This is a genomic window from Actinokineospora sp. HUAS TT18 (assembly GCF_051364635.1).
Classification (GTDB): Bacteria; Actinomycetota; Actinomycetes; order Mycobacteriales; family Pseudonocardiaceae; genus Actinokineospora.
The window spans coordinates 4,333,214-4,354,288 of the sequence record NZ_CP195645.1; the positions used below are offsets into that span (position 1 = coordinate 4,333,214).

Genomic DNA, 21,075 nt, shown 5'->3' on the forward strand with positions numbered 1-21,075 from the left:
CGCCTGATAGCCACCCGTACGGCCTATTGAAACGAGACGCAGGTCACATTAGAGGGTGTGAGGTCGGGTTAACTTTGCGTAGTAACCGCTGGACAAGAACTTTCACGTCACGCCACGGTTGGCAGACACCTGTGACGGATGTTGCCCGCACCGGTATCTCCCCGTTACTGTCCCCGAGTCCGTTGTCACAGTCAGATCACGAAGGACTCGGGGCAGGCAACCCGCTCCACGCCTCCCCAACCGGGATCCCCCGCCCGGTGTCCACGCCGAAGAACGCTCGTCCCCGCGAGCGCGGTGTGTGGTCGGACTCCCCGAAGGCGGAAGGCTCGTCTTGTCTCGACATCGCAATACCGGCGGTGAACGCGAGTTCACCGCGCTCGATGAGGCGCTGGAACGCGCCACACCCCGAGCTCGCGGCGCGCACCGCATCGCGCCCCCGTCGTCCGCACTGCGCGGCAAGGTCGTCGTGGCCGCTGTCGCGGTCGGCGCCTTCGCGGCCGCTGCCGCGGGTCAGACCCTCCAGTCCGCCGCGGGCGGAACCGCCGCCGACGACATCGCCCCCCTCGCAGGCACCCGTGACGTGTCCGCGCACATGGGCATCGGTGGCGACAACGCCACCGCCACCCCCGAGCTCCTGGCGCTCACCAAGACCACCGACGGCACGCTCGAGGCCCAGAAGATGGTCACCTCGGAGCGCCTCACCCAGGCCCGCAACCAGCGCGCCGCCGACGAGCAGGCCCGACAGGCCGAGGCCAAGCGCCCGAAGGTCGTCAAGCCGACCGACGGCGTGCTGACCTCCGGCTTCGGCGCCCGCTGGGGCACCACCCACTACGGCATCGACCTCGCCAACCGCATCGGCACCCCGATCGTCGCCGTCGCCGATGGCGTCGTCGTCGAGGCGGGCACCGCCAGCGGCTTCGGCCTCTGGGTCCGAGTGCAGCACGGCGACGGCACGGTGTCGGTGTACGGCCACGTGAACGACTACGTGGTGCGCGAGGGCCAGAAGGTCAAGGCGGGCCAGCTGATCGCCCACATGGGCAACCGAGGCCAGTCGACTGGGCCGCACCTGCACTTCGAAATCTGGGACTCCGAGGGCCGCAAGCTGAACCCGATCTCCTGGCTGAACGCCAAGGGCGTCCGCGTCTAGGACCCAGCCAGGCAGCTTGCACCCACGGTGGCACCGGCTGGGCTGACACCCGCGCCCTGCCGCGCGCACCCACTATGCGACGCCCAGCCGATTTGGACCGGCACTCAGCGCCCGACTCGGACCACGCAACCAGTTCCGGCTCGGACCACGCACCCAGCCTCCGACCCGAGCGCCCCCCTCGCGTCGGCTGGGCTTGCGAACCCACCGCCCGGCTCGCGTGCCAGGTTCGGGCCAGCCGGGGCTCGCGCCCGCTTGGCCGCTTCCCCGATCACCGTGCCGACTCCTCCCCCGTTGCGGGCGGCACCGCCGCGCCCTACAGCACCGTCACCCTCGCCGCCATGGTCTCCCGCGCCGCCGCGGGTGCCGTGTCGTTCTTCGAGGGTGCCAACGCGATCGGTGCCCGGTCGCCGCACCCGCATCCGGCGAGCGCCGGTCCGCTGATCGGTCGAGCATCGAGGCCAGCCCAGTAGCCGCGGCCCGCGGCCGCCACCGGCCGGTGATCGCAACTAGGTCCCGTGCACGGCGTGGACCCGCTGCACCGCAACGCCTCCCGGCGTCAGGGTCGGGCCATCACACCACCCCCGTCCGGCCGCACGAAGTACGCCGACGCCACCCGCCAGACCGCGCACATGCCGCGGCGGGGTCTGGGGAGGTGGACGCGTCCGCAGCCCGCACACCGGGCTCCGTCGGGGTGGTGGAGGCCGAGAACGCTGCGCCAGGCCGACGCGAGGCGGCGTAGTTCGACGCCTGCAACGCCGTCGTGGATGCCTGCCTGGCGGTCGATCGTGTCGAGATAACGGCCGACCGCTTCGGCGAGGAGCCGGTGCAGCGTCTCATCCATTCTCGGTTCTCCCGTGTCCCCCATGTCCGCATGGACAAAGTGAACCAGGAGCCACCGACAATTTTCGAACAGACGTTCTAGAGCTTCACCAGCGGCACGCTGCCGATCAGCATCAGCCGGATCGTGCCCGCCGTGCCGAAGTCGATCGTGGCCGTCGCGCGTGGACCGACGCCGTCGGTGGCCACCACCGTGCCCAAGCCGTACTTGTCGTGGTTGACCCGGTCGCCCACGTCGAGCGTCAGCGCGGGGGTGTCCTGCCAGCCGCGGGACGGCGCGGGGCGCGTCGTGCGGCCGAGGCCGCCGGAGGAGCGGGAGCCCCACGTGGTCGCCCGGGTCGGGCTGGAGCGGTCGGGGCCCATGCGGCGCCAGTCGACGAGGTCGGCGGGGATCTCGTCGAAGAAGCGGGACGCCGGGTTGGTCATCGGCTGGCCCCAGGCCGAGCGCACGATCGCGCGCGACAGGTAGAGCCGTTCCCGGGCCCGGGTGATGCCCACGTACGCGAGGCGGCGCTCCTCGGCGAGTTCCACCGGGTCGCTCAGCGCGCGCATGTGGGGGAAGATCCCGTCTTCCCAGCCGGTGGAGAACACGACCGGGTATTCCAGGCCCTTGGCCGTGTGCAGCGTCATCAGGGTGACCATGCCGCCGGACTCGTCGTCGGCGTCGGGGACCTGGTCGGCGTCGGCGACCAGCGAGACGCGTTCGAGGAAGGCGTCGAGCGAACCCGGTTCCGGGCCCGCGGTCGTGTCGGGCGGCGGGATGTCGGCCGGGCCCTCGGTGAACTCGCGGGCGACCGTCACCAGTTCGGTCAGGTTCTCCAGCCTGGACGCGTCCTGCGGGTCCTCGCTGGCCTCCAGTTCGGCGCGGTAGCCGGTCTGGTCGAGCACGGCGTCGAGGATCTCGGCGACGTCCTGGCCGTCGTCGACGAAGCGGCGCAGGCCGTCGATCATCTCGACGAATCCCGCGATCGCGCGCTGGGAGCGCGGGTTCAGCAGGGCGACCTTGCCGACGGCGGCGTCGTTGAGGGCGGCGGAGAAAGAGATGCGCTCGCGGTCGGCGTGGTTGGACACGCAGGCTTCGGCGCGGTCGCCGATGCCGCGGCGGGGCACGTTCAAGATCCGCCGCAGGCTGACCGTGTCCTCCGGGTTCGCGAGAACCCTCAAGTACGCCAAGGCATCCCGGACTTCGCGGCGCTCGTAGAACCGCACGCCGCCGACGACCTTGTACGGCAGGCCGAGGCGGATGAAGATCTCCTCGAACACACGGGACTGGTTGTTCGTTCGGTAGAAGACCGCGACGTCGCCGTTGTTCGCGATGCCCGCGTCGACCAGCCGGTCGATCTCCTGGGCGACGAAGGACGCCTCGTCGTGCTCGTTGTCGCCGACGTAGGCGACGATCTTCTCGCCGTCGCCCAGCGCGGTCCACAGGCGCTTGTCGCGGCGGTCGGGGTTGCGGGAGATCACCGCGTTGGCGGCGTTCAGGATCGTCTGCGTGGAGCGGTAGTTCTGTTCCAGCAGAACGGTTGTCGCGTTCGGATAGTCGCGTTCGAACTCGACGATGTTGCGGATCGTGGCGCCGCGGAAGGCGTAGATCGACTGGTCTGCGTCGCCGACGACGCACAGCTCGGCGGGCGGCAGGCCCTCCATGCCGCGGCCGACCAACTCGCGGACCAGCGTGTACTGCGCGTGGTTGGTGTCCTGGTACTCGTCGACCAGCACGTGGCGGAAGCGGCGGTGGTAGTGCTCGGCGACGTCGGGGAAGCCCTGCAGCAGTTCGACCGTGCGCATGATCAGGTCGTCGAAGTCCATGGCGTTGGCCTGGCCGAGCCTGCGCTGGTACTCGGTGTAGACCTCGGCGACGCGGCGCTCGAGGTCGTTGGTGGCCATCGTCGCGGCCTTCTCGGCGTCGATCAGCTCGTTCTTGAGGTTCGAGATGTGGATCGACAGCGTGCGCGCGGCGTAGCGCTTCGGGTCGAGGTCGAGATCCCGGGCCACGAGGGTGATCAGCCTGCGCGAGTCGTCGGCGTCGTAGATGGAGAAGCTCGACGTCATGCCGAGCGTCTTGGCCTCGCGGCGCAGCACGCGCACACACATCGAGTGGAACGTCGACACCCACATCGCGTTGGCCCGGCGGCCCACGAGATCGGCGACGCGCTCCTTCATCTCGGCCGCGGCCTTGTTGGTGAACGTGATCGCCATGACCTGGCCGGGGTGGACGTTGCGCTCGCCGAGCAGATAGGCGATGCGGCGCGTCAGCACCCGCGTTTTGCCTGATCCCGCGCCCGCGACGACGAGCAGCGGGCTGCCGGTGTGCTCCACGGCGCGGCGCTGCTGGTCGTTGAGGTCGTCGAGCAGCGCAGCTGACCGGCGACGCGGGGCGGCTGGGGTATCGGCGGGGAGATCGAAAAGGGCTTCCATCGTGCGAACAACGGTACCGGTGGCCACCGACGAAGACGAAAAGCGCGCCGATCCCACAGCGCGGACACCGGGTCGACCGATCGGCGACGGTGTGTCACACTCGGTTCGTGCAGACGCGCCACTACGAGTTTTTCTACGGGAACCGGACTCCGGCTCCCGTGATGGCGTAGCACCAAAAACCACCACGAAGCCCCGGAGTCCTCGGACCCCGGGGCTTCGTGCGCTCGGGAGCCGAGAACTCCGCCAGCCAGCAGAGGGATCACGATGTCCGAGAACACGACCGTCAAGCCCGGCCTCGAACTGCCCGCCCCCGAAGAGGTCGCGGAGCTGCGCAAGGAGATCGACGAACTCGACCGGGAGATCCTGCGCCTGGTGAAACGCCGGGCGGAGGTCTCCCAGACCATCGGCGCGGCACGGATGGCCGCGGGCGGGCCGCGCATCGTTGTGAACCGCGAGATGGACGTGGTCGCCCGCTACCGCGAACTCGGCCCGGCGGGCCGCACCCTGGCGATGGCCCTGCTGGACATGGGCCGCGGCAGGCTCGGCCGCTGACTTTGTCCACATGGGCATGGCTTATCCACAGGGAAACCGCGTCTAAGATCAACTGACCCTGGACGCGATAGACTGGCCAAGGGCCGTCCCGGGCTTGTCATCGGACTACCGCGCGAACTCGCGAAGCGTGGGCACCCATCGAGATTTCGACGGGTGCGCGAGCATCGGGTCGGGTGAGTGGTGCGGCAGCGGGGAGCGGGTGAACATCAGGGGTGGGTCCGGGAGATCCCCCATTCGATGTTCGGCGGTCTCGGGCAGACTGGGGTCATGCTGGATCTCATCGCGGTAATCGTGGTCATCGTCGCCGTCGTCGCGGTTGTCGGGTTCGGCGCTTATCTCGCGCTGTTGAACTCGGCTGCCCGCAAGCGTGGGGCTAGTGGGAATCAGGTGGCGCACTACGTCAAGGGGCGCTGGCCGGTCGCCGGGGTCACCGCGGCGGGGGCGCTGCTCGGGTGGCTACTCAGCGGGGGCAGCGGGTTCGCCGACGTGTTGGCGATCCTGATCGCGGGTGGGTCCGCGGGCGTGGCGGGGAGTTCGCTTTCCACCACTATGGCGAAGTACCGCAGCGGGAGCTGACGCACTCAGCGGAGAGTTCAGGGCGCGTATTCACTCGATAGCGTGAGCTTCGGGCGAGTGGCGCGCCCTGCTCTACGAACCCTGCGCAACGGCTTACCCTTGTTTGAGTGAGAACGGGACATTCCGCCGGCCTGGAGTGCCAGGCCGTCGACGCGTGCTGATCGGTAATCGGTCGGCGACACCGCGTCACGGCCGGGCAGGACAGGAGTCTCCACCACATGGCGAGCGGGCGGGACACCGCGGGGCAGGGCAAGCACCGGCGAGGATCCGACGTGCCGCGGGTGCGGCCGCGACAGGCACATCCCCCGCGTGAGCAGGACACCGACGTCCTGCCGGTGATCGCGGGACTGTTCCCCGACGCCCCCGCCACCGGGCTGGCGAAGTTCGACCTCGGCAGCATCCCCGCCTCTGTCACCCCGCCCCGCAGTTGGCGGCACGCGGCCTGGTTCGCCGTCGCCGCGTCGATCATGGTGCTGCTCGGCCTTGCCTATGCGGCGTCCACACTCGTCACCGGGCCGCGCAAACCGGAGATGGTGGACGCGCTTCCCGGGTTGCCCAGTGGCCCCGAGATCCCGATCGAGTTGCCCGGCGACTCGCTGATGTCGCAGCGGCCGTCGACCACGTCGGCCGCGCCGAGTTCGTCGAAGGCCCAGCCCAAGCCGACGACCGGGCGGATCGAGCCCAACCCGCCCGCGCAGCCGCAGCGCCCTGTGTCGACGAGCGCCGTGCCCGCCCCCACGACGACGGCCACCACCAAGCCGACCCCGACCAGGACGACCGTGGAGACCCCGGTCCTCGTCGGCCCCGTGGTCGACACCAAGGCGATCGGCGACCGCACCGAGACGTACTTCCGCGCGGTCACCCAGGACCCGGAGGCGGCCTACGCCATGACGACCGGCCAGGCCCGGCGCGACGGGCAGGACGAGATCCAGCGGCGGTACGCCGAGATCTCGCGGGTCGAGGTGCAGCGCATGACGATCGACGCGAACAAGTCCACGACGCGCTCGACGCTCAAGGTCTATCGCAAGGACGGCACCGTCGGCACCGAGGAAAGGGTGCTGACCTTCACCTATGGGACTAACCCGAAGATCACGCAGGATGTAGGAAGTGTCTGACACCCCCTACACTGATTACTCCTTTTGAGTGATCCTTCGCGCCGCCTATCGCCTCGATCGGGTGAAGAGCCGAGAAAGAGTGGTGTAGGCACCCGCGGGCACGGTACGAGTTGCCCCGTAGCGCGACTCAGGCGGAGGAAAGCGTCAGTGGATCGACCGACGACCGGCAAGCGGCGGGTGCGCACCGGGTCCGTTCACGTCAACGAACTGATCGGCCGCAAGCACCTCGCGCTCGACCCGGACGAGATCCGGGTGGAGCCGCTGGAGCCGACCCCGCACCGCCCGGCCCCTCCCGCGCGGCCACCATGGCCAAGATCGCGGTGCTGGGCGTGGCCACGGTGACACTGTGCGGCGCGGTCGCCGCCGCCTCCCTGATCTCCCGCGAACGCGAGTCCGGCACCAACGACCCCGCCGTGCGCCCGATCACCGGTGAGCGCGCCCTGCTGCCCGACGAGCTCAACCGCGCGGTCATCGAGTCCAGCACCAGCGGCCGCATCCCCGACCAGAGCACCGGCACCGCGTCGGCCTCGGTCCGGGGCGAGAACGCCGCGCCGACGCTGCCCCGCCAGCGCCAGTCGGGCGCGGCGAGCGGCGGCCGGGTGGACACCCCCGGTCCGACGATGGCCACCGACAGCACCCCGCAGACCAAGGCCACGACGGACGTCGCCCCGGCCAAGGCCTCCCACCGCGACCTGGTGCTGGAGTACTACCGGCTGATCGAGAGCGACCCGAGCCGCGCGTTCGGCCTGCTCGCGGGCTTCGACACCACGCTGGGCCAGTTCCTCGGCTCGTGGTCGTCGGTGCGCAAGGTCGACGTGCTCGACGTGGTCGAGCGGCCCGACGGCGTGGTCGCGGTGGTGCGGATGCACCTGCTCGGCGGCGCACAGCTGCGGATCAAGCAGCTGCTGGTCGTGGCCGACTCGGTGCCCCAGCGGATCGTCGACGCTGTGTTGTTGTCGGCGCAAATCAACTAGTTTGCTCGAATGGCCCAACCGGACCGCTCCCTGTGACACTATGTAGCCGCTGTCGGGGCGGGATCGTGGGGACGTGGGGCTGTGTGCTGTGCGCGCAGCGTGAACGCCTAACCTGGAACAGCGCGTGACACCGCGAGGCGCTTCGCGGGCGAGGGAGGTTCCGGTCGGGATGAGCGACGAGGGCCGGCTGGTCGCCGGGCGCTACCGGCTGGTCGAACGCATCGGAAGCGGCGCCATGGGCGTCGTCTGGCGCGCCGTCGACGAACGGCTCAACCGGCTCGTCGCGATCAAGAAGCTGCTGCTCCCGCCCGGTCTGCCGCCGGACGAGGCCGACGAGGCCGTCGCCCGCTGCCTGCGTGAGGGCCGCATCGCCGCCCGGCTGCACCACCCCAACGCCATCGCGGTCTTCGACGTCGTCGACGAGGACGGCGTTCCCTGCCTGATCATGGAGTACCTGCCGTCGGTCAGCCTGGCGATCGCGCTGTCGGAGAACGGCCCGATGGACCCGGTCGAGGTGGCCAGGATCGGCAGCCAGGTCGCCGCCGCGCTGGCCGCGGCGCACGCCGCCGGGATCGTCCACCGCGACATCAAGCCGGGCAACATCCTGCTCGGCGACGACGGCACGGTGAAGATCACCGACTTCGGCATCTCCCGGGCCACCGACGACGTCACCGTCACCAAGACCGGCCTTATCGCGGGCACCCCCGCCTACCTGGCGCCCGAGGTGGCGATCGGCCGCGAGCCGTCCACCGCCTCCGACGTGTTCTCCCTCGGCTCCACCCTCTACGCCGCGGCCGAGGGTGAGCCGCCGTTCGGGCTGTCGGAGAACACGCTGGGCCTGCTGCACGCGGTCGCCTCCGGCAAGATCAACCCGCCGACGCGGTCCGGCAGCCTCACCGCGGTGCTGATCGCGCTGCTCAACACCGAGCCGGAGGACCGGCCGACCGCGGGCCGCGCGCGCGACCTGCTGGCCACCGTGGCGCGCGGCGACGAGCCGAACCTGCCGCCGATCCTGGCCGAGCCGGACGAGGCGACCCGCCTGGTCATCGCCACCGACCCGTCGGTGAAGCGCACCGAGGAGTCGCAGCCGAAGTCGGCCAAGCCGCTGGTGTTCGCCAGCGCCGCGATCACCGCGGCGCTGGCCGCGGGCGCTTGGCTGGCCTTCGGCGGCAACCCCGGCAACCCCATCGACAACCCGACCACCAAGGTCAACAATGTGCCGTCGACGGTCATCACGGTCACCGAGTCCGAGACCAGCGCACCCACGGTGAAGACCACCACGAAGAGCGTCCAGACGACCAGGTCAACCCCGGTTTCCACCACCTCGACCTCGGCGAAGCCGACGCAGTCGAGTGAGCCGAGCGACACCCCGTCGTCGACCCCGTCTAACGTTAGTTCGAGCCCGTCGTCGCCTGCCACGACCACGACGACGGACAGCCAAGGACCGACCGCGACGCGGGTGACCCCAGTCCCGTGACCCTGGAGCCGCGATGACCGACGAGCCGACCCTGGTCGCGGGGCGCTACCGGCTCGGCGCCCGCATCGGCAGCGGTGCGATGGGTGTCGTGTGGCAGGCCCACGACGAGCGCCTGCACCGCACCGTCGCGGTCAAGCAGCTGCTCTCCCAGCCCGGTCTGAGCGCCGACCAGGCCGAGGAGGCCCGCCAGCGCGCCATGCGCGAGGGGCGCATCGCCGCGCGGCTGGCGCACCCGAACGCGATCACCGTCTACGACGTGGCCGAGCACGACGGCGAACCGTGGCTGATCATGGAGTACCTGCCGTCGAAGAGCCTGGCGGGCGTGCTGAGCGAGCGCGAGTTCCTCGCCCCCGCCGAGGCGGCGCGGATCGGCGCGCAGGTCGCCGCCGCGCTGGTCGCCGCGCACGCGGCCGGGATCGTGCACCGCGACGTCAAGCCCGCCAACGTGCTGCTCGGCGAGGACGGCACGGTCAAGATCACCGACTTCGGCATCTCCCGGGCCACCGGCGACGTCACCGTCACCGCGACGGGCATGCTCGCGGGCACCCCGGCCTACCTGGCGCCGGAGGTGGCCAAGGGCGAGCAGCCGACGTCGGCGGCCGACGTGTTCTCGCTCGGCTCCACGCTCTACACCGCCGTCGAGGGCCATTCGCCGTTCGGCCTGAGTGAGAACACCCTGGCCCTGCTGTACGCCGTCGCCGCGGGCAAGGTGCAGCCGCCGCGGCAGGCCGGTCCGCTGACCGCGCTGCTGATGCAGCTGCTGCGGGCCGACCCGAGCGAGCGGCCGACCATGCCCGCCGCCCGGGAGGCGCTGGCGGCGGTGGCCGCGGGCAAGCCGCTGCCGTCGATCGCCCTGGCCAACCAGCGCACCGATCCCTACCCGAAGCCGCAGCCCACGCCCCCGCCGGGAACGCCGCAGCCGATGGTCGGCCAGCACCCGAACACCCCGCCGCCGGGCTTCCCGGCGCCCGGGGCGTTCCAGAGCCCGCCGCACGGCACCCGGCTGGACGCGCGCCCGTTCTCCGAGCCGCTGCCGTCAGGGCCGAACCTGCAGCCGCAGCCGCCTCACCAGCCGCCACAGCGTCCGCAGGCGCGGCCGCAGCAGGTCAGGTCCGGCCCGCCGCGCACGCCGCCTGCCCGCAAGCCCGCGGCGGCCAGTGGCAAGAAGGACGCGCGGTCGATCGTGCTGACCGTGCTCGCGATCATCGGCGCCGCACTGGTGGGCGTCCTCGTGGCGTACCTGCTGACCAACAACAACACGCCCAAGGCGTCGGGCACGCCGTCGAACACGGTCGCGCCGACCACGGCGAAGAAGACCAACACGACGATCCGGACCACCACAGAAGAGCCGACCACGACGACCACGACGACGACCACCACCAAGGCCAAGCCGACCGACGCCGAGTACGCACAGGCATTGAAGTCCTACTACGGCCTTCTGCCGAAGAACCCGGACGCCGCGTGGGCGTTGCTGACCGAGCGTGGGCAGCGCAAGTCCGGCGGGTACGAGTCGTTCAAGAAGTTCTACGGGGCCATCGACAAGGTGGAGCTGCTGGCGGTCGGGGGCAAGGACAACCACCTCGAGGGCAACGTCCGGTTCTCCAAGGACGGCCGGTCGGTGACCGAGCGCTACACGTGGACCCTGGTCGACGACAACGGCACGATCAAGATCGACAACTTCGACCGGCGCGGCAGGGTCGAAGGCGACAACGGCTAGCGGGCCGCCGCCGCGGTCCGGAAGGCGTCGATCAGGTCGCGCAGCGCGGGCTGGTCCATCGATGACTCACGCACCGCCGCGTAGATCACCCTGGTCGGCTCCGGGTGACGCAGTTTGCGCACCACCACCCCGGGATGCCGGTTGCCCAGGCCCATCTCCGGGATCACGCTGACGCCGAGCCCGGCGGCCACGAAGCCCTGCGCGGTGGGGTAGTCCTCGCTCTCGACGACGAAGTTGGGGCTGAACCCGGCCGCGGCGCACGCGTCGAGCATCACCCGCAGGCAGATGCCGCCCGGCCATTCGTTGCCGACCCACGGTTCGTCGGCGAGGTCGGCGAGGTCAAGGACGCGCTTGGCGGCGAGCCGGTGCCCGCGCGGCAGGACGGCGCGGTAGGGGTCGTCGAGCAGGTGGATGAGCTGGACGCCGCCGCGCAGCGGGCCCTGGCGGGGGTGGACGACCAGGGCGACGTCGGCGCGGCCCTCCTCGACCTCGGGGATCGGGTCCTCCGGGTCGATCAGCTTCAGGTCGACCTGGATGCCTGGGTGGCTGCGGCGCAGCGCGGCCAGGGCGGGCGGGACCAGGGCGGCGCCCGCGGTGGCGAAGTAGCGGATGGCGAGCCTGCCGGTGCGGCCCGCGCGCAGGTCGGCCAGCGCGGTCTCGGCTTCGGCGAGGTTCTTGCTGAGGATCGCGGCGTGCTCGGTGAGCAGCCTGCCCGCCGCGGTCGGCCGCACGCCGCGGCCGACGCGTTCGAGCAGCGTGATGCCCGCCTGCTTCTCCAGCGCGGCCACCTGCTGGCTGATCGCGGAGGGCGTGTAGCCCAGGTTCGTGGCCGCCGCGGTCACCGATCCGCTGGTGACGACCGCGCGCAGCACCTGCATCCGACGCACATCAAGCATGCAGCACAGCTTAACGGTTCATGTACGACATTTCACTTGTCCTGCCAAGTCCACTCGGGCACCGTACACATGGGACGAGTTCTGGGAGGAACCCTGTGATCACCGGCGGACGGGCCACCTTGGTGCGGATGGGCCTGTTGGCCGTGTTGTGGGGGTCGAGCTTCCTGTGGATCAAGCTCGCGCTCACCGGCCTCTCGCCCCTGCAGATCGCGGTGACGCGGTGCGCGCTCGGCGCGGCCGTGGTCGTCGTCCTCTGCTACACCTCCCGCAACAGGCTGCCGCGCGACAAGGCCGTGTGGGGCCACTTGGTGTTCGCGGCGTTCTTCGGCAACGCGCTGCCGTTCGTGCTGTTCGCGGTGGGTGAGAAGACCGTCGACACGGGCGTCGCGGGCGTGCTGAACGCCACGACCCCGCTGTGGGCGCTGCTGCTGGGCATCATCATCGGCACCGACCGCGACCTGCGGCTGATCCGGGTCCTCGGCCTGCTGCTCGGCTTCGGTGGCACGCTGCTGATCTTCGCGCCGTGGGAGAAGGCGGGCGTGGCCGGCTGGGACGCCCTGGCGATCCTGGCAGCGGCGATCAGCTACGCGGTGAGCTACGCCTACATCGGCCGCAAGCTCTCCGGCCGCGGCACCGCCCCGATCGCCCTGTCCGCCGCGCAGCTGCTGACCGCCACCGGCCTGACGGCCATCGCGGTCCCGGTCGGCGGCCTGCAGCCCGTCCACCTGAACCTGACCGCGATCATCGCGGTGACCATCCTCGGCGTGTTCGGCACCGGGTTCGCCTTCGCGCTGAACTACCGCCTGATCGCCGACGAGGGCGCGACGCAGGCCACGACTGTCGGCTACCTGCTCCCGGTCGTCTCGGTGCTGCTGGGCGCGGTCGCACTGGGCGAGGACCTGACGTTCCGGATCATCGCCGGGATGGTCGTGGTGCTGATCGGCGTCGGGATGACCCGCTGGCAGCGCAAGCCCGCGGCCGTGCCGGTCGAGGCCGAGGTCGCGCTGCCGGCGAAGGTCTGATCAAACCAAGCGGCGATCGGAGGCCCAGCGGGAGAGCTCGTAGCGGTTCGACAGCTGGGTCTTGCGCAGGACGCTGGACACGTGGGTCTCCACCGTCTTCACCGAGATGAACAGCTCCGACGCGATCTCCTTGTAGGCGTAGCCGCGGGCCAGCAGGCGCAGCACGTCCCGCTCGCGCGGCGTCAGCAGGTCGAGCTCGGGGTCGCTGATCGGCGCGGCGCCCGGCCGGTCGGCGAAGGCGTCGAGCACGAAGCCCGCCAGGCGCGGGGAGAACACCGCGTCACCCTCGGACACCCGCACGACCGCGGTGGCCAGTTCCTGGCTGGAGATCGTCTTGGTGACATACCCGCGCGCGCCCGCCCGGATCACCGCGATGACGTCCTCGGCCGCGTCGGACACCGACAGCGCGAGGAACACCACCTCGGGGTGGGATTTGCGGGCCTGGCGCAGCACCTCGGCGCCGCCGCCGTCGGGCATGTGCACGTCGAGCAGGACGACGTCGGGGTTGAGGTGGCCGATGCCGGCGACCGCCTCGCCGACCGTGCCTGCCTCGCCGACCACCTCGATGTCGTCGGTGATCGTGTCCAGTTCGGCCCGGACGCCCGCGCGGAACATGCTGTGGTCGTCTACGAGGAACACCCGGACGGGGCTCTTGGTCATGTGGTCACCTTCGCACGCGGCATGTGGAGCTGGACCTCGGTGCCCTCCCCCGGCGCGGTGCGCAGGCGGATCTCGCCACCGTTGCGCTCCATCCTCCCCCTAATCGAGTCGGCCAGGCCATGCCGGTCGTCCGGGACGGCGTCGGGGTCGAAGCCCTTGCCGCGGTCGCGCACGAAGATCGTGACCGTGTCCGACTCGACCTCGGCGTACACCGACACCTCGGCGACCCCGGCGTGCTTGGCCGCGTTGACCATCGCCTCACGGGCCGCCATGACGGACGCGACCAGGCGTTCGTCGATCTCGCAGTCGCCGACGACGACGTGCTGGACCTTGATCGCGAAGGTGTCCTCGACCTCGCCCGCGGCCCGCGCGACCGCGTCGGACAGCGTGCCGCGGGTCATGCCGTCCGGTTGCGGGCGGCCGTAGCCGGAGGGGCCGTAGAGCCAGCTGCGCAGCTGCCGTTCCTGGCCGCGGGCCAGGCGCAGCACCTCGCGCGGGGCCTCGGCCTGCTTCTGGATCAGCGCGAGGGTCTGGAGCACGGAGTCGTGCAGGTGGGCGGCGATCTCGGCGCGCTCCTCGGTGCGGATGCGCGCGCGGCGCTCCTCGCCGAGGTCGCGGACCAGCCGCAGCCACCACGGGACGGTGAGCACCGCGACGCCGACGAGGGTGGCGACCACGGCGAGCAGCGCGAACTGGACCTGGTCGAGCCCGATGCTGCGCAGCAGGAACACCACGATGCCGGTGACGACGAGCGCGGCGCCGGTGAGCACGCGCAGCATCGCCGCGCGGCCGCCGTCGCCGCCGAGCAGGGCACCCTTGACCTTGCGTCGCTGGGTCTGGTCGGCCTCGCGCCACACCACGGCGGCACCGACCAGGGCCACCCCGACCCCGCCCGCGACCCAGCCGTTCAGCGCGCCGGAGACCGTGCCCGCGCCGATCGTGAGGCCCGCGCCGAGCGCGATCAGACCGAACGCCTGCTGGCGTTCCCTGGTCGACATCGACTTCGGCTTCTCGTCGGCCGGGTGCTGCGGCGCGAAGATCCACAGCAGGCCGTAGGCCACGACCCCGGCCCCGCCGAGCGCGGCGAGCAGGGAGAACGCGATGCGCACCCAGAGGACGTCGACCCCGAGATGGTCGGCGAGGCCGCCAGCGACACCCGCGACGGCACGGCCGTTCCGGCGGCGGTACAGCCGGATCTGCTCCGGTACCGCCACCTCGGTCGTGCCTGGCCGCTGCTCCGCGTCGACCACCGGCCTCTCTTCCAGCGTTGCTTCCACACCAAGAATGCTCACACGCGCAAGGCCGTGTCACATCGGGGCTGGACCCTGAAGCCGAAGTCAGGGTCGGTCCCCGATGTGGCGGGCAGGCGAAACGGCCATGCTCGTCATCGTGAGTGGGACAACTGGCGTGGAGGACACGCTCAAGGACTTCTGGGCGACCCGCCCTCGGCGGCCGCGACGCGGCCGCAAGATCGCGGGCGTCGCCGCGGCCCTCGGGGACCGATACGGCATCGATCCGGTCATCGTCCGGGTGGCGTTCGTGGTGGCCACCTTCTACGGCGGCGCGGGCATCCTGTTCTACCTGCTCGGCTGGCTGCTGCTGGCCGAGGAGGACGACGAGGTCTCGCCGATCGAGGCGCTGCACGGCCGCGGCCGCAGCTCCAGCTCCGGGCCGTTCACCATCCTGCTCGGCGCGGCGCTGATCCCGGCGTTCTGGTGGTTCTTCGACAGCGACATCTCCGGTGCGCTGAGCGTGGCCATCGTGCTCGGGTTGATCTTCCTGCTGCACAAGAACCGTGCCCATCTGGGCACTCCGGGTCACACGCCGACTGCCGCGCCTGTCGCGTACCCGACCTATACCGCCGAGCAGCCTGCCCAGCCAACCGTCGTGTGGGACCCGATCAACCCGGCCGCCCACGTGGTCGACCCGCAGCAGCCGCCCGCGTGGGACCCGCTCGGCGCGGCGCCCTTCGCGTGGGACCTGCCCGAGCCGAGCAGCCCGGAGCCGGAGCCGCTGCCACCGGCGCCGCGGCGGCACAAGTCCAAGATCGGGCTGGTCACGACGGCCTTCGCGTTCCTCGCGGTCGGCGCGGCCGTGGTGTTCCAGCCGTACGCGGGCTGGCTGACCGTGCCGCACGTGATCGGGGTGGTGCTGGGCATCCTGGGGATGGGCCTGGTCGCCGCCGCGTTCGCCGGCGGTGCCCGGGGGCTGTTCGGGTTCGTCGTGCCGCTGGCGCTGGTCGGCGTCGCGATGACCACGATGTGGCCGGACGGCTTCGACCACAACCGCATGGGGGATCTCACCGAGACGCCGACGTCGATCACCGAGGTGCAGGACAGCTACGAACGGGACATCGGCTCGGTGACCCTGGATCTGACCAAGCTGCCTGAGTCGGGCGAGATCTCGACCAAGGCGAAGGTGGACGCGGGCGACGTGACGGTGATCGTGCCGGAGAACGCCGACGTCACTGTGAAGTGCTCGGTCGGCGTCGGCGACCTGGACTGCCTGGGCGACGTCCGAGATGGTTTCGACGACGTCAAGATCGAGGACAACTACGGCCCCGACGGCGAGGGCGGCTTGAAGATCGAGCTCGAGGCTGAGGTCTCCGGCCCTGGTGGAGTGGTGGTGCGACGTGGCTGATCACGAGAACCAGGTGCGGCGGTTCGACCCGGTGTCGCTGGTCATGGGCCTGCTGGCGCTGTTCGCCTCGGCCTACGTGCTGACCGACGGCCAAGCCTGGCTGCCGATCCCGGACTTCCGCTGGCTCATCGCGGGTGGTGCCGTGCTGATCGGGCTGCTGCTTCTTCTCGGATCGACGGTAGGCAAACGGAAGTAGCGGACAGCCACTCACACAAGAACGGCCCGGCCACATGGCCGGGCCGTTCCGCGTTCTACTCCCACTCGATGGTGCCCGGCGGCTTGCTCGTCACGTCCAGCACGACCCGGTTGACCTCGGACACCTCGTTGGTGATCCGCGTCGAGATCCGCTCCAGCACGTCGTAGGGCAGGCGGGTCCAGTCGGCGGTCATGGCGTCCTCACTGGACACCGGGCGCAGCACAACCGGGTGGCCGTAGGTGCGGCCGTCGCCCTGCACGCCGACGCTGCGGACGTCGGCCAGCAGCACGACCGGGCACTGCCAGATGTCGCGGTCGAGCCCGGCCGCGGTCAGCTCCTCGCGGGCGATCGCGTCGGCGGCGCGCAGGATCTCCAGGTTGTGCCCGGTGACCTCGCCGATGATGCGGATGCCCAGGCCGGGGCCGGGGAAGGGCTGGCGGTGCACGATCGTCTCGGGCAGGCCAAGCTCCAGGCCGACGCGGCGCACCTCGTCCTTGAACAGCGCGCGCAGCGGCTCGACCAGCTCGAACTCCAGGTCCTCCGGCAGGCCGCCGACGTTGTGGTGGCTCTTGATGTTGGCCGCGCCCGCGCCGCCGCCGGACTCGACGACGTCAGGGTAGAGGGTGCCCTGGACGAGGAAGCGGAACTTGTCGCCGCCCGCCTCGGCCTGCAGGTCCAGCTCGGCCTGCTCGAAGACGCGGATGAACTCCCGACCGATGATCTTGCGCTTCTCCTCGGGGTCGGTGACCCCGGCCAGCGCGTCGAGGAACCGGTCGCGGGCGTCGACGGTGATCAGGCGGACGCCGGTGGCCGAGACGTAGTCGCGCTCGACCTGGGTCCGCTCGCCGGCGCGCAGCAGGCCGTGGTCGACGAACACGCAGGTCAGCCGGTCGCCGATGGCGCGGTGGACCAACGCGGCGGCCACGGCGGAGTCGACGCCGCCGGACAGCCCGCAGATGGCCTTGCCGTCGCCGACCTGGGCCTTGATCCGGGCGACCTGCTCGTCGACGATCGATGACGTCGTCCACTGTGGACGGACACCGGCGACCTCGTGCAGGAAGCGGCGCAGCACCTCCTGGCCGTGCGGGGAGTGCGCGACCTCGGGGTGGTACTGGACGCCCGCGAACTTGCGGTCCACGTTCTCGAAGGCGGCCACGGGCGCGCCCTCGGACGACGCGGTGACGGTGAAGCCCTCGGGGGCCTTGGTGACGCAGTCGCCGTGGCTCATCCACACGGGGTGGCGCGCGGGCAGCTCGTCGTGCAGTTCGCCGCCGTCGACGGCGAGGTCGGTGCGGCCGAACTCACGGGTGCCGGTGTGCTCGACGGTGCCGCCGAGCGCCTGCGCCATGGCCTGGAAGCCATAGCAGATCCCGAAAACGGGGACACCGGCGTCGAACAGGGCGGGGTCGATCGCGGGGGCGCCGTCGGCGTAGACGCTCGACGGGCCGCCGGACAGCACGATCGCGGCCGGGTCCTTGGCGAGCATTTCCGCGACGGTCGCGGTGTGCGGGACGACCTCGGAGTAGACCTGCGCCTCGCGCACGCGGCGGGCGATGAGTTGGGCGTACTGCGCCCCGAAGTCCACTACGAGGACCGGACGGGCATCAGTCATGGCTTACCTTCCGTCAGTTGCCGGAAGCCGGGAAGGGCTGGGACCTTCTCGGCACACAGCAGGCAGCACTGTGCGCCGACCGGTCCCTCCCTGGGTTTCTCTCCCAGAGGTGCCTGCCCGCGCACCGTGCCGCGCGGGTTTTCCGTGGCGCTCGAACCAGACCCGTCCCTGGTCAGGACGGCGGAACCCTAGCCACCATCTTCGGTCAGCCGCCGCCATCTTATCTTGGCGAGCTTCCGACCGGTCCCGGGCCTACGGTTGACCCATGACCGAAGACGATGAGGACGCGGTGGTCGCCAAGCCGCGACCGTTCTGGGTGGCGGGCCGCCCGGAGACCAGCGACGAGACCCTCGACGTGCACCACCCGTACGACGGGACCGACTTCGCCACGGTGTGCGTGCCGACGCCTGACCAGGTCGAACAGGCCGTGGCCGCGGCGGCGTCGGTCGCCAAGGAGTTCCGGTCCTCCCCCGCGCACCTGCGCGCGGCAGCACTCGACCACGTGTCGCGGACGCTCGCCGATCGGGCCGAGGAGATCGCGGAGACGATCACCGCCGAGAACGGCAAGCCGCTGAAGTGGGCCGAGATCGAGGTCGCCCGCGCGGTGTCGACGTTCCGCTTCGCCGCCGAGGAGGCCCGGCGGTTCGTCGGCGACCTGCAGCGGCTCGACACCGACCCGAACGGTGAAGGCCGGATCGGACTGATCCGGCGGCGTCCGCGTGGGCCGGTGCTGGCGGTGGCGCCGTTCAACTTCCCGCTGAACCTGGTGGCGCACAAGGTCGCGCCCGCGATCGCGGTGGGCGCGCCCGTGATCATCAAGCCCGCCTCGGCGACACCGCTGTCGGCGCTGCTGCTCGGCGAGATCCTGGCCGAGACCGATCTGCCCGAGGGCGCGTTCTCGGTGCTGCCCGTGCGCGGCTCGGCGATGTCGTCGCTGGTCGGCGACCCGCGGCTGCCGGTGATCTCGTTCACCGGGTCGACCAAGGTCGGCTGGGGGATCATGGAGTCCGCGCCGCGCAAGCACGTGGTGATGGAACTGGGCAGCAACAGCGCGGCCATTGTCTGTCCTGATTGGACGGACCTGGACCGGGCGGCGCAGCGGATCGCGACGTTCGGCAACTACCAGGGCGGACAGTCGTGCATCGCGGTGCAGCGGGTGATCGTGCACAGCGCGGTGGCCGACGAGTTCGTGCCCAAGCTGGTCGACGCGGTCGCGGCGCTGCGCACGGGCGATCCGTTCGATCCCGAGGTCGAGGTCGGCCCGGTGATCGACGAGGACAACGCCGCCCGGATCACCGACTGGATCAACGAGGCGGCCAACGGCGGCGCCCGCGTGCTGACCGGCGGCGGGCGCAAGGGCACGTCGGTCGAGCCGACGGTGCTGATCGACGCGCCCGCCACGGCCAAGGTGAGCTGCGAAGAGGTGTTCGGGCCGGTGCTGGTGGTCTCGGTCGTGGACTCGGTGGACGCGGCGTTCACGCTGGCCAACTCGACCGAGTACGGGTTGCAGGCCGGGGTGTTCACCAGCGACGTGCGGGTCGCGTTCCGGGCGGCGGCGGAGCTGGAGGTGGGCGGCGTCGTGATCGGCGACGTGCCGTCATACCGGGCCGACCAGATGCCGTACGGCGGGGTCAAGGGCTCGGGTACGGGCCGCGAAGGCGTGCTGTCGGCGATGAACGACTACACCGAGGACCAGATCATGGTGCTGTCCGGGCTTGATCTCTAGGCGCAGCACCTAGGCGCGGTGGACGGACTGGGTGAAGTTGAAGACCTTGTCCGGGTCGTACTTGCGTGCGACGTCGCGGAGGCGGCCGAGGTTGGCGCCGTAGTAGGTGACGCCCCAGTCGGGCATGGCGGCTTCGATGTAGTTGACGTAGCCGCTGCCCGCGCCGATGCGGGCCAGCCCGTCGCGCACCTCCGCGACGCTCTGCGCCGCCTCGGCCTCCGACTCGGGGGTGGCCGAGCGGTAGATCTGCGCGCTGGCCAGCGCGGTGCGGTGCGGGAAGGCGGTGTCGGCGGGCTTCGGCTTGCTGACCGCGCCACCGAGGGAGTCGAGCAGGATGTCCATGCCGGTGCGGCCCACGAGGAGCTGGTTCAGCGCGTCCGGGTCCTCCAACGGCTGCCCGATGATCCGCGACGAGGCGACGAACCCCTCGCGGGCGGGCGGGTTCGGGGTGCAGGACTTGGTCGAACAGCCGCCGAAGTACTTCATCGCGTCCAGGTAGCCGCGCTGGCTGACGTTGCGGGTGGTCGGCTTGACGGTCTTGACCAGGTCGTCGAGCAGCTGGTTGAGGGTGGCCTGGCTGCCGACGAACGATCCGCCGACCCGCGCCTTCGGCGGCGACCCCGCCGAGACGACGCAGTTCGACCAGAGGTCGTTCGGCGCGTCCTCGATCCACTTCTGCCACGCGTCGACCACGTCGGCGACCGAGCCCGCAGGGAAGGTGAGGGAGAAGACGACCAGGTCGGGCGCGGGTTCGGTGACGAAGGTGAAGGACGTGACGATCCCGAAGTTGCCGCCACCGCCGCCGCGCAGGCCCCAGAACAGGTCGTCGTCGGAGTAGACCGAGGCGGTGCGCAGCAGCCCGTCGGCGGTGACCACCTGGGCGGAGCGCAGCTTGTCGCAGGTCAGGCCGTATTTGCGGGAGAGGACCCCGATCCCGCCGCCCAGCGTGAGGCCGCCGATGCCGACGGTCGGGCAGGAGCCGCCTGGCAGGCAGCGCCCCGCCTTGGCGAGCGCGGTGTAGACGTCGATGAGCCGCGCCCCGGCCCCGATGACCACCGCGTCGCCTTTGAGCTCCACTGAAGACATCGCCTTCAGGTCGACGATCAGCCCATCGTCCGGCGCGGAGTACCCGGCGTAGCTGTGCCCACCGCTGCGCGCCGCGATCGGCAGGTACGACGCCCGCGCCACCTCGACACACGCCTGAACGTCCTCCGGCGTGCGCACGACCGCGACCGCCATGGGTTTGCGCTGGTCGAAAAGGGTGTTGTAGGACCGGCGGAGGGTGTCGAAGTCCGCCGAGCCCGGCTGACTGAGTCCCGCACCCAGGCGCGCCCGCAGCGATGCCCAGTCCGGAGGCACCGGGGCGGGCCTGCTCGTGGGGGCGGACGTTGTCGACGCGGGGGCGGTGGCGGAGGGGTTGTCTCCGGGCACGGTGCGCGAACAGGCGGCGGCCGTCGCGCCCACACCCGCGGCCCAGAGGAACTTCCGCCTACTGATTCCCACCGCGCAC

The 21,075-nt window shown here is 71.0% G+C and carries 19 protein-coding genes; 12 read left to right on the forward strand and 7 right to left on the reverse strand.

From position 1 onward, the window contains the following. Positions 1–331 precede the first annotated feature (331 nt). Positions 332–1,147: a M23 family metallopeptidase gene (locus ACSHT8_RS19490; RefSeq protein WP_436492302.1), complete on the forward strand. Its 816-nt coding sequence runs from the start codon at positions 332–334 to the stop codon at positions 1,145–1,147. Between the two features lie 556 nt (positions 1,148–1,703). Here the strand turns inward: ACSHT8_RS19490 and ACSHT8_RS19495 are convergent. Together ACSHT8_RS19495 and pcrA are read right to left on the reverse strand one after the other, a co-directional pair. Continuing rightward, positions 1,704–1,988, reverse strand: a complete 285-nt coding sequence (locus tag ACSHT8_RS19495) for a hypothetical protein (protein ID WP_436492303.1) — start codon at positions 1,986–1,988, stop codon at positions 1,704–1,706. Between the two features lie 77 nt (positions 1,989–2,065). After that, a complete protein-coding gene (gene pcrA / locus ACSHT8_RS19500; RefSeq protein WP_436492304.1) occupies positions 2,066–4,402 on the reverse strand; it encodes a DNA helicase PcrA in 2,337 nt (778 codons plus the stop codon). Between the two features lie 264 nt (positions 4,403–4,666). Between pcrA and ACSHT8_RS19505 the strand changes: the two genes are divergently transcribed. From ACSHT8_RS19505 to ACSHT8_RS19535, 7 genes are all read left to right on the forward strand, one after another. Continuing rightward, complete coding sequence (locus ACSHT8_RS19505; protein ID WP_436492305.1) at positions 4,667–4,954, forward strand: chorismate mutase; 288 nt, start codon at positions 4,667–4,669, stop codon at positions 4,952–4,954. A gap of 267 nt (positions 4,955–5,221) precedes the next feature. Further along, positions 5,222–5,530 (forward strand): hypothetical protein, encoded by a 309-nt coding sequence (locus tag ACSHT8_RS19510; RefSeq protein ID WP_436492306.1) that lies wholly within the window; start codon positions 5,222–5,224, stop codon positions 5,528–5,530. A gap of 218 nt (positions 5,531–5,748) precedes the next feature. Beyond that, positions 5,749–6,645, forward strand: a complete 897-nt coding sequence (locus ACSHT8_RS19515; protein ID WP_436492307.1) for a hypothetical protein — start codon at positions 5,749–5,751, stop codon at positions 6,643–6,645. A 147-nt stretch (positions 6,646–6,792) separates the two neighbouring features. Then, the gene (locus ACSHT8_RS19520; RefSeq protein WP_436492308.1) at positions 6,793–6,987 is read left to right on the forward strand and encodes a hypothetical protein; all 195 of its coding nucleotides are present in this window, start codon (positions 6,793–6,795) and stop codon (positions 6,985–6,987) included. Then, positions 6,951–7,619, forward strand: coding sequence for a hypothetical protein (locus ACSHT8_RS19525; RefSeq protein ID WP_436492309.1), 669 nt, complete (start codon positions 6,951–6,953; stop codon positions 7,617–7,619). Before ACSHT8_RS19520 ends, ACSHT8_RS19525 begins: the two co-directional genes overlap by 37 nt. Before the next feature lie 169 nt (positions 7,620–7,788). Beyond that, the gene (locus ACSHT8_RS19530) at positions 7,789–9,096 is read left to right on the forward strand and encodes a serine/threonine-protein kinase (RefSeq protein WP_436492310.1); all 1,308 of its coding nucleotides are present in this window, start codon (positions 7,789–7,791) and stop codon (positions 9,094–9,096) included. Positions 9,097–9,109: 13 nt separating this feature from the next. Next, positions 9,110–10,813: a serine/threonine-protein kinase gene (locus tag ACSHT8_RS19535; protein WP_436492311.1), complete on the forward strand. Its 1,704-nt coding sequence runs from the start codon at positions 9,110–9,112 to the stop codon at positions 10,811–10,813. On the opposite strand, the gene ACSHT8_RS19540 is transcribed toward ACSHT8_RS19535, so the two are convergent. Then, complete coding sequence (locus tag ACSHT8_RS19540) at positions 10,810–11,709, reverse strand: LysR family transcriptional regulator (RefSeq protein WP_436492312.1); 900 nt, start codon at positions 11,707–11,709, stop codon at positions 10,810–10,812. The genes ACSHT8_RS19535 and ACSHT8_RS19540 overlap by 4 nt on opposite strands. 95 nt (positions 11,710–11,804) lie before the next feature. Here ACSHT8_RS19540 and ACSHT8_RS19545 point away from each other — a divergent pair, with 95 nt between their 5' ends. Next, positions 11,805–12,731: a DMT family transporter gene (locus ACSHT8_RS19545; protein ID WP_436492313.1), complete on the forward strand. Its 927-nt coding sequence runs from the start codon at positions 11,805–11,807 to the stop codon at positions 12,729–12,731. Here the strand turns inward: ACSHT8_RS19545 and ACSHT8_RS19550 are convergent, their stop codons facing one another. Beyond that, on the reverse strand, positions 12,732–13,391 hold the full coding sequence (locus tag ACSHT8_RS19550) for a response regulator (protein ID WP_436492314.1): 660 nt from the start codon (positions 13,389–13,391) through the stop codon (positions 12,732–12,734). Then, positions 13,388–14,641, reverse strand: a complete 1,254-nt coding sequence (locus tag ACSHT8_RS19555; protein ID WP_436502106.1) for an ATP-binding protein — start codon at positions 14,639–14,641, stop codon at positions 13,388–13,390. The genes ACSHT8_RS19550 and ACSHT8_RS19555 overlap by 4 nt, the downstream gene beginning before the upstream one ends. 139 nt (positions 14,642–14,780) lie before the next feature. On the opposite strand from ACSHT8_RS19555, the gene ACSHT8_RS19560 reads away from it, so the two are divergent. Together ACSHT8_RS19560 and ACSHT8_RS19565 are read left to right on the forward strand one after the other, a co-directional pair. Further along, on the forward strand, positions 14,781–16,031 hold the full coding sequence (locus ACSHT8_RS19560; RefSeq protein WP_436492315.1) for a PspC domain-containing protein: 1,251 nt from the start codon (positions 14,781–14,783) through the stop codon (positions 16,029–16,031). Then, a complete protein-coding gene (locus ACSHT8_RS19565; protein WP_436492316.1) occupies positions 16,024–16,227 on the forward strand; it encodes a hypothetical protein in 204 nt (67 codons plus the stop codon). Before ACSHT8_RS19560 ends, ACSHT8_RS19565 begins: the two co-directional genes overlap by 8 nt. A 55-nt stretch (positions 16,228–16,282) precedes the next feature. On the opposite strand, the gene guaA is transcribed toward ACSHT8_RS19565, so the two are convergent. Beyond that, positions 16,283–17,839: a glutamine-hydrolyzing GMP synthase gene (gene guaA / locus ACSHT8_RS19570; RefSeq protein WP_436492317.1), complete on the reverse strand. Its 1,557-nt coding sequence runs from the start codon at positions 17,837–17,839 to the stop codon at positions 16,283–16,285. Between the two features lie 265 nt (positions 17,840–18,104). On the opposite strand from guaA, the gene ACSHT8_RS19575 reads away from it, so the two are divergent. Beyond that, on the forward strand, positions 18,105–19,565 hold the full coding sequence (locus ACSHT8_RS19575) for an aldehyde dehydrogenase family protein (protein ID WP_436492318.1): 1,461 nt from the start codon (positions 18,105–18,107) through the stop codon (positions 19,563–19,565). A 9-nt stretch (positions 19,566–19,574) separates the two neighbouring features. Here the strand turns inward: ACSHT8_RS19575 and ACSHT8_RS19580 are convergent, their stop codons facing one another. Continuing rightward, positions 19,575–21,068: an FAD-binding oxidoreductase gene (locus ACSHT8_RS19580; protein WP_436492319.1), complete on the reverse strand. Its 1,494-nt coding sequence runs from the start codon at positions 21,066–21,068 to the stop codon at positions 19,575–19,577. Between the last annotated feature and the right edge of the window lie 7 nt (positions 21,069–21,075).

Excerpts from the sequence above, each read along its gene's own strand:
- ACSHT8_RS19495 (WP_436492303.1), bottom strand. The coding sequence starts at position 1,988 with ATGGATGAGACGCTGCACCGGCTCCTCGCCGAAGCGGTCGGCCGTTAT.
- pcrA (WP_436492304.1), bottom strand. The coding sequence starts at position 4,402 with ATGGAAGCCCTTTTCGATCTCCCCGCCGATACCCCAGCCGCCCCGCGT.
- ACSHT8_RS19505 (WP_436492305.1), top strand. The coding sequence starts at position 4,667 with ATGTCCGAGAACACGACCGTCAAGCCCGGCCTCGAACTGCCCGCCCCC.
- ACSHT8_RS19510 (WP_436492306.1), top strand. The coding sequence starts at position 5,222 with ATGCTGGATCTCATCGCGGTAATCGTGGTCATCGTCGCCGTCGTCGCG.
- ACSHT8_RS19515 (WP_436492307.1), top strand. The coding sequence starts at position 5,749 with ATGGCGAGCGGGCGGGACACCGCGGGGCAGGGCAAGCACCGGCGAGGA.
- ACSHT8_RS19525 (WP_436492309.1), top strand. The coding sequence starts at position 6,951 with ATGGCCAAGATCGCGGTGCTGGGCGTGGCCACGGTGACACTGTGCGGC.
- ACSHT8_RS19530 (WP_436492310.1), top strand. The coding sequence starts at position 7,789 with ATGAGCGACGAGGGCCGGCTGGTCGCCGGGCGCTACCGGCTGGTCGAA.
- ACSHT8_RS19535 (WP_436492311.1), top strand. The coding sequence starts at position 9,110 with ATGACCGACGAGCCGACCCTGGTCGCGGGGCGCTACCGGCTCGGCGCC.
- ACSHT8_RS19540 (WP_436492312.1), bottom strand. The coding sequence starts at position 11,709 with ATGCTTGATGTGCGTCGGATGCAGGTGCTGCGCGCGGTCGTCACCAGC.
- ACSHT8_RS19550 (WP_436492314.1), bottom strand. The coding sequence starts at position 13,391 with ATGACCAAGAGCCCCGTCCGGGTGTTCCTCGTAGACGACCACAGCATG.
- guaA (WP_436492317.1), bottom strand. The coding sequence starts at position 17,839 with ATGACTGATGCCCGTCCGGTCCTCGTAGTGGACTTCGGGGCGCAGTAC.
- ACSHT8_RS19575 (WP_436492318.1), top strand. The coding sequence starts at position 18,105 with ATGACCGAAGACGATGAGGACGCGGTGGTCGCCAAGCCGCGACCGTTC.